The organism is Bradyrhizobium sp. SPXBL-02, from assembly GCF_051853065.1.
In the GTDB taxonomy this organism is placed as follows: Bacteria; Pseudomonadota; Alphaproteobacteria; order Rhizobiales; family Xanthobacteraceae; genus Bradyrhizobium.
On sequence record NZ_CP182474.1, the window covers coordinates 676021 to 690850 of the forward strand.

The following is a 14830-nucleotide window of genomic DNA, read 5'->3' on the forward strand; positions in this document are numbered from 1 at the left end:
CTTGCCTTGCGATCTCCTGCGGGTGACGGTTGCCTCTTCTCAATGAGGAGATCCCGCCGTGCGCCTTCCCATTCTCGATCCGAAAGACCTGAGTGCTGAGCAGAAGCCGCTCTATGACGACATGCAGGCCGGCATCAAGGACCACTTCAAGGGCTTTGTGAACATGCGCGAGGACGGCGCGCTGCTCGGGCCCTGGATCCCTGGATCCGCGAGCCGCGCTTCGGCAAGCCGGTGTGGGAGCTGGTCAAGGCGATTGCGTCGAACCCGCTGCTGCCCGCGCCGGTGCGCGAGGTCGCGATCCTCGTCACCGGCTCGCATTTCCGCTCCGGTTACGAGCTCTATGCCCATGTGCTGGTCGCCGAGCAGCGTGGCCTCTCCGACGAGAAGCTCGCGACCATCGTCGCCGGCCAGCGGCCGGTCGATCTCACCAAGCAGGAGGCAGTCGCCTACGACATGGCCTCGGCCCTGGTAAGCGGCGGCGTGCTGCCCGAGCTGACTTATCGTGCGGCCGTGAAGGAATTCGGCGAGCACGGTGCGGCCGAACTGTCCTATCTCGTCGGCGTCTACTGCATGGTCTCGGTCACGCTCAACACGTTCGACGTGCCGGTGCCCGAGTAGACGGCAACTGCTGCCGTCACTCCGCCGCCTTGTTTGCAGGGGGCGGGGGCATCCAGGCTATGCAGCGGTTGCGGCCCTCGGCCTTGGCCTGGTAGAGGGCATGATCGGCCGCGACCATCAGCGCATCGATGCCGGACATGCTGACGGTGGCCTCGGCAATGCCGATGCTAACGGTGACACCGAACTGCACCTTGTCGGCAAAGACCTGCGTGCTCATCACGCGCTTGCGGATGCGCTCGGCTACCGTTCTCGCCCTGGACAGGCTGGTTTCGGGCAGCAGCACGGCAAATTCCTCGCCGCCGAGACGGCCGACGATGTCCGATTTCCGCTTGCCGTCAAGGCAGGCGGCCGCAACCGCCTTGATCGCCGCATCGCCCACGGCATGACCGTGACGATCGTTGACCGACTTGAAGTGATCGATGTCGAGCATCAACACGGAGACAGAGCGATAATAGCGTTGAAAGCGACTCCATTCCGCTTCGAGGTTGTCGAGGAAGTGGCGGCGATTGTGGAGGCCGGTGAGCGGATCGGTGGTGGCGAGCGTCTCCAGCATTGCGGCCTTTTGCGTCAGATCGGTGATGTCGACATAGGTCAGCATGCGCCCGCCATTCGCCATCGTGGTGCAATGGGCCCGGATGCGGCGTCCGTCCGGCGTCTGCAGGTCGCGCACGTGATCGCCGGCCTTGACCTCCTCGACACGCCGCGCCGGAAACTTCGCGAGCTCGCTGTTCGGAAGATTGGGCGCGCTGGCGCGATGCAGACGTCGGACCAGCGAGGAATAGGCCGGGCGGCTCGCCGCCTCGTCTTCGCTGACCTCCCAGAACCGCCGCATCCGCCGGTTCATGAAGGTGGCGTGCAGGTCGGCATCGAGCAGCAAAACGCCGTCCTGGACATTCTCCAGCGCATCCCGCAGCAGCTTCAACTCGTCGGAGGTGCGCACGATATCGGTTACGGGCGTATAGGTCAGCATGCGCCCACCGTCGGGCAGCGGCGTGACCTGAACGCGTACGACATCGCCATTGGTTCGGCGCACGTCGATTGGGGTTGGATCGCCCGACTCAATCACACGGACGCGCTCCGCTATCAGTGCATCGAGGTCCGGGTCCGGCATCTCATAGGCGCCGGTATCGCGCCCGTGATGCAGCAGGGTGAGAATGGATGGATTGCTGTCGGCAACCTCGTCGGGCAGGCGCCACATCTGACGAAACGACCGGTTGATCAGCCGCGCCCTTAGGTGAGAATCGAGCAGCACGATGCCAGTCGGCACATGATCGAGTGCGGCGCGCAGCGCCAGCATCTGGCTGCGCATCAACGCGTCGGACGAGCGTTCCCGTTCCTCGCCGGCTGCTGGCTCGATGCTGTTCGGCTGCTCGAAGGCGACGCCGGCCTGACGGTCCGATCGCCAGATCACGCGGCAGGTCAGGATCTCGCGCCCCGCGAGCCGGAGCTGGAAGCGCTCGGGTACGCCCAGGCCACTCTCCATCTCGAGCGTCGCGGCCTCCTCGGTCAGGCGGCGTACCACGCAATCGATCGACGACTGGCCGAAATTGAAAAAGATCTTCCCAGCAAGGAACGTCCGTTCCGAAACCAAGCGGGACATTCGCGGCCTCCAAGGCGAACACGACCGAAGAGCCGGCGTAGTTTCGCGCAAGCTTCTTTGCGGCGATGTAACGCAATCGATGTTCCGGAATGAGGATTAATGATCGGTTGACGGCGATGCGGAAACGGCCGGTCAAGCGCTGCCGCCGCGCCCGAGCGAAAATTCCTTGCGAATGCAGTCAGTTGCGCACCGCATAGAGCGGCGTTCGCAACGTCAGCTGGTACGACGGCTTCGGCATCCAGGCGATCTGCGCGGTGATGCCGAACAGGCGGTTGTCGTTGTCGTCCATGCGATCGAGGTCGAGCCGCAGGACCGGCTGGGTGAAGGATTCCGCGAGCGTCCGGCCCGCGAGCTGGGCACCGGCGAACGACTGGATGCCGAGGCGCCCGGTGAACTTCCAGTTGCTCGGCCATTGGTAATAGCCGCCTGCATAGAGGATCGTGTTCGGCCGGATACTGGCGAACGGGCTGGCAACGGTGGTGTAGGTATATTGCACGCCGGCCAGCCAGCCCCGCGTCTCGTCCTCGTCGAGCGCGTAGTCGAATTCCAGGATGTTATTGAAGGAATTCGTCATGCCCTGCTCGTTCGGCACCGACTGCGTCAGCGTCGATTGCAGCGTCATGGTCGGGATCTTGCCGCCATTCTGCTGGTAGAGATCGGCCTGCACGCCGATGTTCCAGCTCGTGATGTCGAAGGACGACCAGCCGCCGCCGATATCCGTCGTCGTACCGGATACGCCGCCGTAGAGCGAAACGCGGTCGCTGACGTCGACGGTCAGCGGCAGGTCGATCGCAATCGATTTCGCGGCCGGCAGTCCGTTCGGCAGCGTCGTGCCTCGTTGCGCCGCCAGGGCTTGGAATGCGGCCGACAGCGAGGTATTGCCGAAGCCGAGCGCGAGCGTGCCTGCGGGGATCGTCGCATAGATGGTGCGGAGGTCGAGATAGATGTTCGGGACGGTCGGCTTTGCGGGCTCGTCCTCCTCGTCGTCGGCGGCGAAGGCGCCGCCAGCCGGGATCGCCAGACACAGCAATCCCGCCGCGGCAGCGCGCAATGCCGGACAACGGGGTTGGCTGCGAAGAGGCACGTGACGGTCCGACGCGTGGCGATTTGGGGGCAAGACCGTTGTTAGATGGAACGTGATCGCTCGCTTGGTCAAGCGCTATCCGCAGGCGATGGACGGCGTGGACGTGTGCGGTTACCCTGCCGTGATCGCACTGACACACTCGCCCGCCACTGTGCTGGCCGAACAATGGAGGAGACAGCCATGAACACGTCACGCCGCATCCTGCTCACCGGTCTGGCGGGGCTCGCCGTTGCTCCGACTGCTGCGGCGGCTGTACCCACGGCCGAGCCCGGCGAAGTGACGGTTGCGGAGGAGCGCTTCGCGCGCACGATTGCGGCGGCGCATGCGCCCGACCTCACCTGCGCATGGCAGGCGGAGCGTTACGCGGACACGCACTGGCCGGAATATGTCGCGGCAGCGCGCGCGGTGATCGGCGCGCGCGTGTGATTGGGCTCTCACCTCTTCACCGCCCGCCGCACCTGCTCGCCGATTTGCGACAGCACGAGCTGTGACTGCGGCAGGATTGCGCCCATGGCGTGGAAATTGTGAACCATCCCCTCGTGGCAGACATGCTCGACCGCCACCCCCGCGGCGAGCAGCTTGCGCGCATAGGCATTGCCCTCATCGCGCATCGGGTCGTACTCGGCGGTGTGGATGATCGCGGTCGGCAGGCCCGTGAGGCGTGTCGCGCGCAACGGAGAGACGCGGGGATCGGCAGTATCCCTGCCGTCAGGCAGATAATCGGAAAGATCGGCTTCGATCGTGACGCGATCGATCAGATGGCCCTCGGCAAAGGCCTCGCGCGAAGGCGAGGTCTCCTCGAAATCCAGCACCGGACAGATCAGGCACTGGGCGGCGATGGAAAGGCCGGCGGTCTGCGCCGCATTCTGGCAGACGATCGCCGCGAGTGTGGCGCCGGCAGAATCGCCGCCGATGACAAGGCGGTCAGCGTCGATGCCGAGCGATGCCGCCTCGCGCGCCACCCATTCGGTGGCGGCGATGGCGTCCTCGACGGCTGCGGGGAACCTGTGCTCCGGCGCGAGCCGGTAGTCGACCGACACGAGGCGGCAGCCGGTGGCATGCGCCAACGCCGCCGCGATGCGCTCATGCGTGGCAATGCTGCCGGCGACGAGCCCGCCGCCATGAAAGAACACGAAGCCCGGTGCGGGCGCTTCAGTGCCTGCCGGCGTGTAGAGGCGATAGGGCAACTCGCCGCCGGGGCCGGGCAGCATGCCGTCGGAGGTCGTCACATCCGGCGCCTCGGCGCGGGCGAACTGCATCAGCTTGGCCAGCGATTGCCGCCGCTCCTCCACGCTCGGCCGGCTCCGCGCCTGCGGCGCAGCCACGGCCATCATGGTCAACAGACGCTTTGCGAGCGGATCGAGCGGCATGGGGCACTCCATATCGTGGTCAGCATTATAGCCGGTTTGCTCTGTCTTACCCTTTCCTCCAGAGAGGGGTGGCTAGCCCCGCAGCAAATCGTTTAGAAATTGGGACAATAGTGCCCGCATCTTTGCAAGGGGAGGCCGGTCATGGCCGAGATCAAGAAGCCCATCGACTACTCGCCGAGCTGGACCTTCTTCGAGGGCAAATGGCACGACGGCAACGTGCCGATCATGGGCCCGCGCACGCATGCGGCCTGGCTCGGGTCCGTTGTGTTCGACGGCGCGCGCGCATTCGAGGGTGTTGCGCCCGATCTCGACCGTCACGTCGCCCGCGCCAATCGATCTGCGATCAATTTCGGCCTGAAGCCGGTGGTCGATGCCGACGCCTGGCTGACGCTCGCGAACGAAGGCATCGCGCGCTTTGCCGCAAATGCCGAGCTCTATATCCGTCCGATGTACTGGGCGCAGAACGGAAGCGGCGGCGGCGTGCTGTTCGACCCCGAGACCACCAATTGGTGCCTGTGCATCTATGAAGCGCCGATGCCAAAACCCATCGGCAACGCCATCACCTTATCGCCGTTCCGCAGGCCGACGGCCGAATGCGCGCCGGTCGAAGCCAAGGCCGCCTGCCTCTACCCGAACAATTCGCGCGCGCTCGCCGAAGCTGCTTCGCGCGGCTTCCAGAACGCGCTGATGCTCGACATGCTCGGCAACGTCGCCGAGTTCGGCAATTCCAACGTGTTCATGGCCAAGGACGGCGTGGTGTTCACACCGGTGCCGAACGGCACCTTCCTCAACGGCATCACGCGCCAGCGCGTCATCAGCCTGCTTCGTGCCGACGGCGTCACCGTGGTCGAGAAGACGCTGCGCTACGCCGACTTCCTGGCCGCCGACGAGATCTTCTCCACCGGCAATTTCGCCAAGGTCGCGCCCGTGATCCGCATCGACGAGCGCGAGCTGAAGCCGGGCCCGTTCTACACCAAGGCGCGCAAGCTCTACTGGGACTTTGCGCATGCCGTGAAGATGGCGGCATAGATGGCTTTACTCCGCTGTCATCGCCCGACTTGATCGGGCGATCCAGTATTCCAGAGACAGTTGTGCTTCTCCGACAAGCCGCGGCGTACTGGATGCCCCGGTCAAGCCGGGGCATGACACCGTTTCTAAAGGCTTCGCTTGAACCGGCTGAACTGAAACGCCTGGCTCGAACCCCACGGCGTGTGATGCGTCTCGCTTCGCGTCTCGACCAGCTCGAAGTCCGGCCCGAGCTCGGCCGCAAGGCTCGCGCTGTCATGGCGCTGCACCGGCAAGCCGCTGCATTTCTCGGGGCCGTCGGGTGCAAACGTCGCAATGATGACGTGGCCGCCAGGCTTGATCGTCGACCGCAGGCGCTCCACGTAAGCCGCCCTGTCGCGCGGATCCGTCAGGAAGTGAAACGCTGCGCGATCGTGCCAGACATCGTAGGTCCTGGCCGGACGCCATGTCGTGGCATCGGCAACGATCCAGTCGACCGTCGAAGCGGCCTGACCGATGCGCTTCTTCGCCGCCTCGAGCGCATTGGCAGAAAGATCCAGGACGGCGACGTCGCGATATCCGTCCTGCAACAGCGCATCGACCAGCCGCGATGCGCCGCCGCCGATGTCGATGATGGCCGCGTCACGATCTGAGCCGGCTCCGCGAATCATCGCGAGCGACGTCGCGGGGCTATCCTGATACCAGCTGACCTCGGCCTCGCCCTTGGTGGCGTAGACATGGTCCCAATGGGTGCTTCGGTCAGACATGGCTCGCCCTCCCGCATACAGGGGGCCGGCGTGAATGAAAGACTATTCGTCCTTCTTCGACATCCGCTCGAGGCGCTCCTGCATTTCCTTCATCTGCTGGCGCAGCTCGTCGATGTTGCTGTCCTTCGGCGCCTCGGCATTCGCATCGGGCTCCGGCTCGGGAGTAGTCGCCGGGCGGGGCGCAGCGAACGGCTTGAACATCGAGAAGGTCTGCTGGAACAGCTCCATGTTGCGGCGGACTTGCTCCTCCAACGGAGCAAAAGGAGTGCCGGACAGCGTATTGGCGATCTGCTTGCGGAACTTCTCTTGCTCCTGGGTCAGGGTCGCGATCGACTGCTCCAGATATTTCGGCACCACCATCTGCATGCTGTCGCCATAGAAGCGGATCAGCTGGCGAAGGAAGGTGGTCGGCAAGAGGTTCTGGCCGGCCTTGTTCTCCTGCTCGAAGATGATCTGCGCGAGCACGGAGCGGGTGATGTCGTCGCCGGTCTTGGCGTCATAGACCAGGAAATCTTCGCCGTCCTTGACCATGGCGGCGAGGTCTTCCAGCGTCACATAGGTGCTCGTTCCGGTGTTATAGAGCCGGCGGTTCGCGTATTTCTTGATGGTGGTGGGTTGGTCTGATTTCGCCATGGGCTCTCACTTGCAAACGCGGAGAACGGGAACCTGTCGGGCAATGCCGCAGGGCGGGAAGAGTACGCAACGCAACAAAATAAGCATTTTCAAAGGGCTCACGCTACCGTTTTGTGCGGCACGGTTAATTGCAGAGCAAGATCGTGCTTGCGAAAACGCCAAGAACGCTATTTTGAATGCGCTGCGGTATGAATTCGGTGCCCAGCCGATTGACATGCCTCAACGACGTTAACAGGATGGCTGACGAGACTGGCGATCGCTTTCCAGCCCCGCCTGCCCCCATCACAAGAACCTCAAGCCCCAGGAGATGCCCATGTCAGACGATGTCGTCATCGTCAGCGCCGCCCGCACCCCGGTCGGAAGCTTCAACGGAGCGTTCGCGACCCTTCCCGCCCATGACCTCGGCGCCATTGCCATCAAGGCCGCGCTGGAGCGCGCCGGCATCGAGCCCGGCCGGGTCTCCGAAGTCATCATGGGTCAGATCCTGACTGCCGCCCAGGGGCAGAACCCGGCCCGCCAGGCTTCGATCGCCGCCGGCATTCCGGTGGAGAGTCCGGCCTGGGGCGTCAACCAGCTTTGCGGCTCGGGCCTGCGCACGGTTGCGCTCGGCTATCAGGCGCTGCTCAACGGCGATTCCGAGATCGTGGTCGCCGGCGGACAGGAATCCATGAGCATGGCCCCGCACGCCCAGCATCTGCGCGGCGGCGTCAAGATGGGCGGCCTCGAGCTGGTCGACACCATGATCAAGGACGGCCTGTGGGATGCCTTCAACGGCTACCACATGGGCAACACCGCCGAGAACGTCGCGCGGCAATGGCAGATCACCCGCGCCCAGCAGGACGAGTTCGCGGTCGCCTCGCAGCAGAAGGCCGAGGCCGCGCAGAAGGCCGGCAAGTTCAACGACGAGATCGTTCCCGTCACCATCAAGACCCGCAAGGGTGACGTCGTCGTCAGCGCCGACGAATATCCGCGCCATGGCGCAACGATCGACGCGATGGCCAAGCTCAAGCCCGCCTTCGAGAAGGACGGCACGGTGACCGCGGGCTCGGCCTCGGGCATCAACGACGGCGCCGCCGCCGTGGTGCTGATGACCGCCAAGCAGGCCGCCAAGGAAGGCAAGAAGCCGCTCGCGCGGATCGTGTCCTGGGCGCAGGCCGGCGTCGATCCGAAGATCATGGGCTCGGGCCCGATCCCGGCCTCGCGCGCCGCGCTGAAGAAGGCCGGCTGGAGCGTCGGCGATCTCGATCTGATCGAGGCCAATGAAGCCTTCGCGGCACAGGCCTGCGCCGTCAACAAGGACCTCGGCTGGGACACTTCCAAGGTCAACGTCAACGGCGGTGCGATCGCGATCGGTCATCCGGTCGGCGCATCCGGCGCACGCGTGCTGGTGACGCTGCTGCACGAAATGCAGAAGCGCGATTCGAAGAAGGGCCTCGCCACGCTGTGCATCGGCGGCGGCATGGGTATCGCCATGTGTGTGGCGCGCGACTGATCTTACACGCAGCTGACGCGTGCGCCGCACACGTCAGCGCGTGCGTTGCACGCGACTAAAAAGGCAGCGGTTGCAAATCAAATATTCTTCGCAACCCGATAAGCCTCGACTAAAGAGAAACGCCCGGCTCGATGCCGGGCGTTTTGTTCTTGATGTCCGTCAAACCAACCGCATAATCCCTAGCTAAAAACGATCACGTCAGAAAAGTCCGAAGAGTCCAAGGAAGAGGGAAGGAATACGACATGGCACGTGTTGCACTGGTGACGGGTGGTACGCGGGGCATCGGAGCTGCGATCAGCAAGGCGCTGAAGGCGGCCGGCTACAAGGTCGCGGCAAGCTATGCCGGCAACGATGCGGCGGCGGAGAAATTCAAGGCCGAGACTGGCATTGCCGTCTACAAATGGGACGTCAGCAGTTTCGACGCCTGCGCCGAAGGCGTGAAGAAGGTCGAGGCCGAGGTCGGCCCGGTCGACGTGCTGGTCAACAATGCCGGCATCACCAAGGACGGCGCCTTCCACAAGATGAGCCTCGAGCAATGGAACGCCGTGATCGGCACCAATCTCGGCTCGCTGTTCAACATGTCGCGTCAGGTGATCGAAGGCATGCGCGGGCGCAAGTTCGGCCGCATCATCAACATTTCCTCGATCAACGGGCAGAAGGGGCAGTTCGGTCAGGTCAATTATTCCGCGGCGAAAGCCGGCGAGATCGGGTTCACCAAGGCCCTGGCACTGGAGAACGCCAAGGGCGGCGTGACCGTGAACGCGATCTGCCCCGGTTACATCAACACTGAGATGGTGCAGGCGGTGCCGAAGGACGTGCTGGAGAAGGCGATCCTGCCGCTGATTCCGATCGGCCGTCTCGGTGAGCCCGAAGAGATCGCGCGCGCCGTCGTGTTCCTCGCCGCGGATGAAGCCGGTGCCATCACCGGCTCGACGCTGTCAGTCAACGGCGGCCAGTACATGGTGTGATGCGATCGCATCACGCTGGCCGATATTGTCCACACCGTCATGCCCGGGCTTGTCCCGGGCATCCACGGCCTTACAACAGCCGTCGCCACGGAAAAACGTGGATGGCAGGGACAAGCCCGGCCATGACGGAAACATTGGGCCGATGACTCCCCGCACTGCCACGCTGATCGGCTTGACCGCGATCCTGATGTGGTCGCTGCTGTCAGTGATGACGGTGGCGACCGGAAAGATCCCGGCGTTTCAGCTCGCTGCGATGACGTTTGCGATCGGGGGTCTCGTCGGTCTGCTGACCTGGATCGGGCGGAGCGAGGCGGCGAAAAGCCTTAAGCAGCCGCTCGTCGTCTGGGTCGTCGGCGTCGGCGGCCTGTTCGGCTATCACGCGTTGTATTTCCTCGCGCTGCGCTTCGCCCCTCCGGAGGAAGCCGGCCTCTTGAATTACCTGTGGCCGCTGTTGATCGTGCTGTTCTCGTCGTTCCTGCCGGGCGAGCGGCTGGCGGCGCACCACATCATCGGCGCCGTGCTCGGCCTCGTCGGCACCGTGCTGCTGTTCGCCGGCAACACCTCCGGCTTTGCCCCGGGAACTGTGCCGGGATTGATCGCAGCCTTCATCGCGGCGTTCGTCTGGGCGACCTATTCGGTGCTGTCGCGCCGGTTGAAAGCGGTGCCGACCGATGCGGTCGCGGGCTTCTGTCTTGCCACGGCCATATTGGCCGCGCTGATGCACGGCCTGCTTGAAACTACGGTCTGGCCGGAGACGGGCTTGCAATGGCTCTCGGTCATCGCGCTCGGCATCGGCCCGGTCGGTGCCGCCTTCTACGCCTGGGACATCGGCATGAAGCGCGGCGACATCCGCGTGCTCGGCGCGGCCTCCTATGCGACGCCGCTGCTCTCGACAGGATTTCTCATCGCTGCCGGCTTCGCCAAGGCCAGCGCCAACATCGCCCTTGCTGCGATCCTCATTGCCGGGGGCGGCCTGATCGCGGCCAAGGACATGGTGCTGCGGAAGCGCTGATTGGAAGCTACGGCTCCCAGCTGGGCGGCGCGAGCTCGAAGCCCGCGAACTCGAAAGCGGGCGCCACGGTGCAGCCGACCAGCGTCCACTCGCCTGTGGTTTCCGCCATCTGCCAGGCCAGCGCAGGCACGATCGCCTGCGGCCGCTCACCGCCGATCAGGTCGGTGCCGAGCCGCACCTCGTGCTGCGAGCAGCCGTCATGGGCAATGCGCAGCGTCAAGGGGCTGCCGGCGTAATAGTGCCACGTCTCCACTGCATCGACGCGATGCCAGTGCGAACGCTCGCCGCGCGCGAGCAGGAAGTAGATCAGAGTCGAGCGCGAACGCCCGTTGGCGTCCGTGCTCTGGTCGCGAAACGTCTCGCGATAATGTCCGCCTTCGGGATGCGGGCGGAGCTCGAGGCGTGCGATGATCTCGGCTGCGGTCGGCATCGATCCTCGTCGGGATGTGTGCTTCAGGACTTGTTCTTGCGCTCGCGCAGCTCGCCGAACACCGCAGCGGGATCCGCGCCCTTCATGTGCAGCTTGGCCGCGACCGCCGGTTCGTCGGCGCGCAGGAAGACGTTGGCGCGCTTCTCCTCACCGAGCAGGGAAGGAATGGTCGGCTGGTTCTCGGCGCGGAGCTTCGTCACCTCCGCAGCGCGCGCCTGCAGTGCCGCGTTGTCGGGCTCGATGGTGAGCGCGAACTTGACGTTGGAGGCCGTGTATTCGTGGCCGCAATAGAGCTTGAAGTCGTCGGGCAGGGCGCGCAGCTTCAGCAGCGAATCCCACATCATCGGATAGGTGCCCTCGAACACGCGTCCGCAGCCGATCGAGAACAGCGTGTCGGCGGCGAACACCGTCTTCTCGTTGTCGAACACGTAGGAGATGTGGTCGAGCGTATGGCCGGGCGTCTCGACGACACGCGCCAGCAGATTGCCGATCTTGACCACGTCGGCATTGGCGACGCGCAAGTCGACATTTGCGATCTTCGTGGTCTGGTCGTGCGGCGCGACGACGCGGCAATTGTATTTCTGCTTGAGCTCGGCGACCCCGCCGACATGATCGCCATGATGATGGGTGATCAGGATGTCGGTGAGCTGCCAGCCCTCGCGCTCCAGGGCCTTGAGGATCGGGCCGGCCTCCGGCGCGTCGATCGAGGCCGTCGCTTTGGTTTCCACATCGTGGATCAGATAACCGAAATTGTCATTTAAACAGGTGAAAGTACGAATTTCGGCGGCCATGTCATCTCCATCGCGCTCAGCCCCGTCCGACAAATATGGCGTTAACGTTGCGCAGGCAATGCAATATTCCGCGCGCAGCGGCGCCCTCGCGCATGTTACATTGCTGTCATGACCATCGACGTCGTCGACCTCCGCGAGTTCTATTCCCGCCGCCTCGGCATCGTGGCGCGGCAAATGATCAATCGCGGCATCAGGCAGCGCTGGCCCAACGCCGAGGGCCAGCGGGTCCTCGGCATCGGCTATCCCACACCCTATCTGGGGTTGTTCCGCGAGGACGCCGAGCGCTGCCTCGCCTTCATGCCGGCGGCCCAAGGTGTCCTGAAATGGCCGACGGGACGGCCGGCGCTGGCCTCGCTGGTGGACGAATTCTCACTGCCGCTCCCCGAGGCGGCGATCGACCGCATTCTCCTGGTGCACGCGGTGGAGATGTCGGACGATCCGGCCGCGCTGCTGCGCGAGGTGTGGCGCGTGCTGTCGCCGTCCGGACGCGTCATCGCGGTGATTCCGAACCGGCGCGGGGTGTGGACCCGCACCGACAGCACGCCGTTCGGTCACGGCCGGCCCTATTCGCGCTCGCAGATCACCGAGCTGTTCCGCCAGACCTGGTTCACGCCGACCGCCTGGGGCGAGGCGCTGTTCATGCCGCCCTACGCCGGCGGCTGGGTGCTGAAATCGGCCCAGATGTGGGAGCGCGCCGGCGCCGCGCTGTCGCTGCCCTTTGCCGGCGTCCACATCGTGGAGGCGACCAAGCAGGTCTACCGCGCGATCCCCGCCAAGCGCGAGCGGGCGCGGCTGATTCCCTCGCTCGCCAAGCCCGTGCTGGTGCCGTCCTCGACGACGGTGACGCGCGGCTAGCAGCCTCGCGGCTCTCGCCGATTCAGCGGACCGACATCCTCAAAAACAAATCGTCCCGGCGAGGCCGGGGCGATTCAAGTCGGAAAGTCAGAAAAGCTTACTCGCCCGAGGCGACTTCGTCGCTGGAAGCGACTGGAGCGGCCTCACGCTCCGGGCGCGGGCCATGCGGCCGGCGCCGCCGGCGCGGATAGCGCTCGCCGCCACCGCCGCCCTCGAAGCCGCCCTGACCGCCGTTCACCTGTGGCTGCGCGCCGGTGATGAAGGAGGGCAGACGGTCGACGCCGCCGGCATCGGCGATGACGGGCTGCGGCTGGTTGGCGGGTTGCGGCTGCGGCTGATATTGCGGCTGCGAACGGTGATCGCGTTCGCGGTGCTCGCGCGGCTGCTGATTGTCACGCTGATAGGGCTGATTGTCGCGCGGCTGGTGATCACGCTGGTGATGATCGCGCTGGCCGTCGCGGTCGCGCATGAACGGCTGCTGCTGAGGCTGCGGGACGAAGCCGGGCTCCTGGCCGAAGGCCGAGAAATTCTCGCCGTCGTCGTCGCCGTCCTCGCTGCTGGCGACGGGCTCATCGCCGCGCGGCTGCTGGTTCTGACGGAACTGCTCCTGGGCCGCCGCGATCAGGCGGAAATAATGCTCGGCGTGCTGGTAGTAGTTCTCGGCTGCAACGGGATCGCCGGAGGAGCGCGCGTCACGCGCAAGCTGGAGATACTTTTCGGCGATGTGCGAAGCGGTGCCGCGAATCTTGATGTCGGGCCCATTGGACTCGTAGACCCGGGTCATCGGGTTCTGGCCGCGCCGGTTGTTGTTGTTATTGTTGTTGCGGTTGCGCATCCGCTGCTTGTTTTGACCGTTTCTCATGTCCTGCCTTTAATTCCAGCCCTAAAGGTTGCACGCATTACTGATTGCTAGGAGTGACCTGGTGACAGCGGTTCACACGACTCGCGCGCACCGCACGCCAGCGGATCCAACCCTGCCGATGTTCGTCGACCGTCGCGTTCAACAAAGACGCGTTCCCCACCCGCCAGCATTCATCGCCAGCGAACCCATTCATTTCGCCTGCCGAAACAAGCCCAGCTTTCTTGCGTTAGTCTTCAGGCGCAATATCAGGCTTTCGTTCACGTTGCGGTCGGAGAGCAGCGCAGCTCACTGGCCAATCGCGCTCAACAGGACCTGCGGCTTGGAACCTGTAAATCAGTAAAGCTCTCGCCCGAGAGCCCGGCTTTCACCCGTAGGTCTACGGGGCCGGCACCGATGTGTTGACCGGAACGTAGTCGTTCCTACGGGATATTCCAAGAGCTTTTTGCGGGCCAATCCGGCTTTTATGGGGGCATTTTTCGGGCCGATACGGCCCGCGGAATGCCCGCCAGGTCTGCCTTGGGTGGCCTGTCCAATGACAACGCGGCGGCCCTCATCAAGGTTTCAATATTTTGGGCCTGACCCTGTCCGGCCTCGACGACCAGGGCGCCGGCGGGGGCGAGGCGCTCGCTCGCCTGCGGGATCAGGGTGCGGTAGGCATCATATCCGTCGTTGCCGCCGTCGAGCGCCAAATGCGGGTCGTGCTCGCGCACCTCGACGCTCAATTTCGGAATTTCAGCCGAGGGAATATAGGGCGGGTTCGAGACGATGAGGTCGAACGGGCCACGGAGCGCGGTGGCGTAGGAGCAGGCGACGAAGCCGGCACGGCCGGCGAGGCCGAGCGCGGCGGCATTGTCCCTGGCGGTTATGAGCGCGTTCTGGCTGAGATCGGTACCGACGCCGAACGCATCCGGAATTTCGTGCAGCAGCGCGAGCAGGATCGCGCCGGAGCCGGTGCCGATGTCGGCGATACGCGGCGGGTGAGAGGCCTGTCGTTCGCGAAGAATTTCGAGCGCAAGCTCGACCACGGTCTCGGTATCGGGGCGCGGCACCAGGGTCGCCTCCGACAGGCGGAACGGCAGGCCCCAGAATTCGCGCGTCCCGAGAATGCGCGCCACCGGCTCGCCGGCGATGCGGCGCTGCGTATGTTGCGCGAGCCGCGATGCTTCGGCCGCGGTGAGGGGACGGGCCGCCTGCGCAATCAGGCCGGTGAGGTCGAGGCCGAGTGCCGCACTGATCAGGATGCGTGCGTCGAGCTCGGCTTCGTCGAGCCCTGCCGATCTCAGTTGCGCAGCCAGCGCGCGCCGCGCGCTCTCGATGGATTGCCCGGTGAAGAGGTTGCTCAC

General features: G+C 64.8%; 15 protein-coding genes and 1 pseudogene. 7 read left to right on the top strand and 9 right to left on the bottom strand.

What is annotated here, in order from left to right; genetic code table 11:
* Positions 1-58: 58 nt before the first annotated feature.
* Positions 59-618, top strand: a pseudogene (locus tag ACNJYD_RS03130) (carboxymuconolactone decarboxylase family protein).
* A 16-nt stretch (positions 619-634) separates the two neighbouring features.
* Here the strand turns inward: ACNJYD_RS03130 and ACNJYD_RS03135 are convergent.
* Both ACNJYD_RS03135 and ACNJYD_RS03140 read right to left on the bottom strand, forming a co-directional pair.
* On the bottom strand, positions 635-2218 hold the full coding sequence (locus ACNJYD_RS03135; RefSeq protein ID WP_439365330.1) for a diguanylate cyclase: 1584 nt from the start codon (positions 2216-2218) through the stop codon (positions 635-637).
* 178 nt (positions 2219-2396) lie between these two features.
* Positions 2397-3269, bottom strand: a complete 873-nt coding sequence (locus ACNJYD_RS03140) for a hypothetical protein (protein WP_439367576.1) — start codon at positions 3267-3269, stop codon at positions 2397-2399.
* A 213-nt stretch (positions 3270-3482) separates the two neighbouring features.
* Here ACNJYD_RS03140 and ACNJYD_RS03145 point away from each other — a divergent pair, with 213 nt between their 5' ends.
* Positions 3483-3728 carry a hypothetical protein gene (locus ACNJYD_RS03145; protein WP_212258942.1) on the top strand — a complete coding sequence of 82 codons (246 nt, stop codon included), beginning with the start codon at positions 3483-3485 and terminating at the stop codon, positions 3726-3728.
* 8 nt (positions 3729-3736) lie between these two features.
* Here ACNJYD_RS03145 and ACNJYD_RS03150 read toward each other — a convergent pair whose 3' ends face one another.
* Positions 3737-4672 carry an alpha/beta hydrolase gene (locus ACNJYD_RS03150; protein WP_260381707.1) on the bottom strand — a complete coding sequence of 312 codons (936 nt, stop codon included), beginning with the start codon at positions 4670-4672 and terminating at the stop codon, positions 3737-3739.
* A gap of 141 nt (positions 4673-4813) precedes the next feature.
* Here ACNJYD_RS03150 and ACNJYD_RS03155 point away from each other — a divergent pair, with 141 nt between their 5' ends.
* A complete protein-coding gene (locus ACNJYD_RS03155) occupies positions 4814-5701 on the top strand; it encodes a branched-chain amino acid aminotransferase (protein WP_439365331.1) in 888 nt (295 codons plus the stop codon).
* A 125-nt stretch (positions 5702-5826) separates the two neighbouring features.
* Here the strand turns inward: ACNJYD_RS03155 and ACNJYD_RS03160 are convergent, their stop codons facing one another.
* Together ACNJYD_RS03160 and phaR are read right to left on the bottom strand one after the other, a co-directional pair.
* Entirely contained in the window at positions 5827-6444 is a 618-nt protein-coding gene (locus ACNJYD_RS03160; protein ID WP_439365332.1) for a class I SAM-dependent methyltransferase, read from the bottom strand.
* A gap of 42 nt (positions 6445-6486) precedes the next feature.
* The gene (gene phaR, locus ACNJYD_RS03165) at positions 6487-7077 is read right to left on the bottom strand and encodes a polyhydroxyalkanoate synthesis repressor PhaR (protein WP_172788304.1); all 591 of its coding nucleotides are present in this window, start codon (positions 7075-7077) and stop codon (positions 6487-6489) included.
* A 313-nt stretch (positions 7078-7390) separates the two neighbouring features.
* On the opposite strand from phaR, the gene ACNJYD_RS03170 reads away from it, so the two are divergent.
* The 3 genes from ACNJYD_RS03170 (at position 7391) to yddG (ending at position 10549) form a co-directional block, all read left to right on the top strand.
* Complete coding sequence (locus tag ACNJYD_RS03170) at positions 7391-8569, top strand: acetyl-CoA C-acetyltransferase (protein ID WP_172788305.1); 1179 nt, start codon at positions 7391-7393, stop codon at positions 8567-8569.
* 242 nt (positions 8570-8811) lie between these two features.
* Positions 8812-9537, top strand: a complete 726-nt coding sequence (gene phbB / locus ACNJYD_RS03175) for an acetoacetyl-CoA reductase (protein ID WP_172788306.1) — start codon at positions 8812-8814, stop codon at positions 9535-9537.
* Positions 9538-9679: 142 nt separating this feature from the next.
* Complete coding sequence (gene yddG / locus ACNJYD_RS03180; protein ID WP_439365333.1) at positions 9680-10549, top strand: aromatic amino acid exporter YddG; 870 nt, start codon at positions 9680-9682, stop codon at positions 10547-10549.
* Between the two features lie 7 nt (positions 10550-10556).
* On the opposite strand, the gene ACNJYD_RS03185 is transcribed toward yddG, so the two are convergent.
* Positions 10557-10979: a cupin domain-containing protein gene (locus ACNJYD_RS03185; RefSeq protein WP_172788308.1), complete on the bottom strand. Its 423-nt coding sequence runs from the start codon at positions 10977-10979 to the stop codon at positions 10557-10559.
* Positions 10980-11002: 23 nt separating this feature from the next.
* Positions 11003-11770 carry a hydroxyacylglutathione hydrolase gene (gene gloB, locus ACNJYD_RS03190; protein WP_439365334.1) on the bottom strand — a complete coding sequence of 256 codons (768 nt, stop codon included), beginning with the start codon at positions 11768-11770 and terminating at the stop codon, positions 11003-11005.
* A 108-nt stretch (positions 11771-11878) separates the two neighbouring features.
* On the opposite strand from gloB, the gene ACNJYD_RS03195 reads away from it, so the two are divergent.
* Positions 11879-12625, top strand: coding sequence for a methyltransferase domain-containing protein (locus ACNJYD_RS03195; protein WP_439365335.1), 747 nt, complete (start codon positions 11879-11881; stop codon positions 12623-12625).
* Between the two features lie 97 nt (positions 12626-12722).
* On the opposite strand, the gene ACNJYD_RS03200 is transcribed toward ACNJYD_RS03195, so the two are convergent.
* Both ACNJYD_RS03200 and prmC read right to left on the bottom strand, forming a co-directional pair.
* Positions 12723-13487 (bottom strand): DUF4167 domain-containing protein, encoded by a 765-nt coding sequence (locus ACNJYD_RS03200; RefSeq protein WP_172788311.1) that lies wholly within the window; start codon positions 13485-13487, stop codon positions 12723-12725.
* A 461-nt stretch (positions 13488-13948) separates the two neighbouring features.
* Positions 13949-14830: a peptide chain release factor N(5)-glutamine methyltransferase gene (prmC, locus tag ACNJYD_RS03205; protein WP_439365336.1), complete on the bottom strand. Its 882-nt coding sequence runs from the start codon at positions 14828-14830 to the stop codon at positions 13949-13951.

Coding starts and splice junctions, on each gene's coding strand:
- ACNJYD_RS03135 (WP_439365330.1), bottom strand. CDS start 2,218: ATGTCCCGCTTGGTTTCGGAACGGACGTTCCTTGCTGGGAAGATCTTT.
- ACNJYD_RS03145 (WP_212258942.1), top strand. CDS start 3,483: ATGAACACGTCACGCCGCATCCTGCTCACCGGTCTGGCGGGGCTCGCC.
- ACNJYD_RS03150 (WP_260381707.1), bottom strand. CDS start 4,672: ATGCCGCTCGATCCGCTCGCAAAGCGTCTGTTGACCATGATGGCCGTG.
- ACNJYD_RS03155 (WP_439365331.1), top strand. CDS start 4,814: ATGGCCGAGATCAAGAAGCCCATCGACTACTCGCCGAGCTGGACCTTC.
- ACNJYD_RS03160 (WP_439365332.1), bottom strand. CDS start 6,444: ATGTCTGACCGAAGCACCCATTGGGACCATGTCTACGCCACCAAGGGC.
- phaR (WP_172788304.1), bottom strand. CDS start 7,077: ATGGCGAAATCAGACCAACCCACCACCATCAAGAAATACGCGAACCGC.
- ACNJYD_RS03170 (WP_172788305.1), top strand. CDS start 7,391: ATGTCAGACGATGTCGTCATCGTCAGCGCCGCCCGCACCCCGGTCGGA.
- phbB (WP_172788306.1), top strand. CDS start 8,812: ATGGCACGTGTTGCACTGGTGACGGGTGGTACGCGGGGCATCGGAGCT.
- yddG (WP_439365333.1), top strand. CDS start 9,680: ATGACTCCCCGCACTGCCACGCTGATCGGCTTGACCGCGATCCTGATG.
- ACNJYD_RS03185 (WP_172788308.1), bottom strand. CDS start 10,979: ATGCCGACCGCAGCCGAGATCATCGCACGCCTCGAGCTCCGCCCGCAT.
- gloB (WP_439365334.1), bottom strand. CDS start 11,770: ATGGCCGCCGAAATTCGTACTTTCACCTGTTTAAATGACAATTTCGGT.
- ACNJYD_RS03195 (WP_439365335.1), top strand. CDS start 11,879: ATGACCATCGACGTCGTCGACCTCCGCGAGTTCTATTCCCGCCGCCTC.
- ACNJYD_RS03200 (WP_172788311.1), bottom strand. CDS start 13,487: ATGAGAAACGGTCAAAACAAGCAGCGGATGCGCAACCGCAACAACAAT.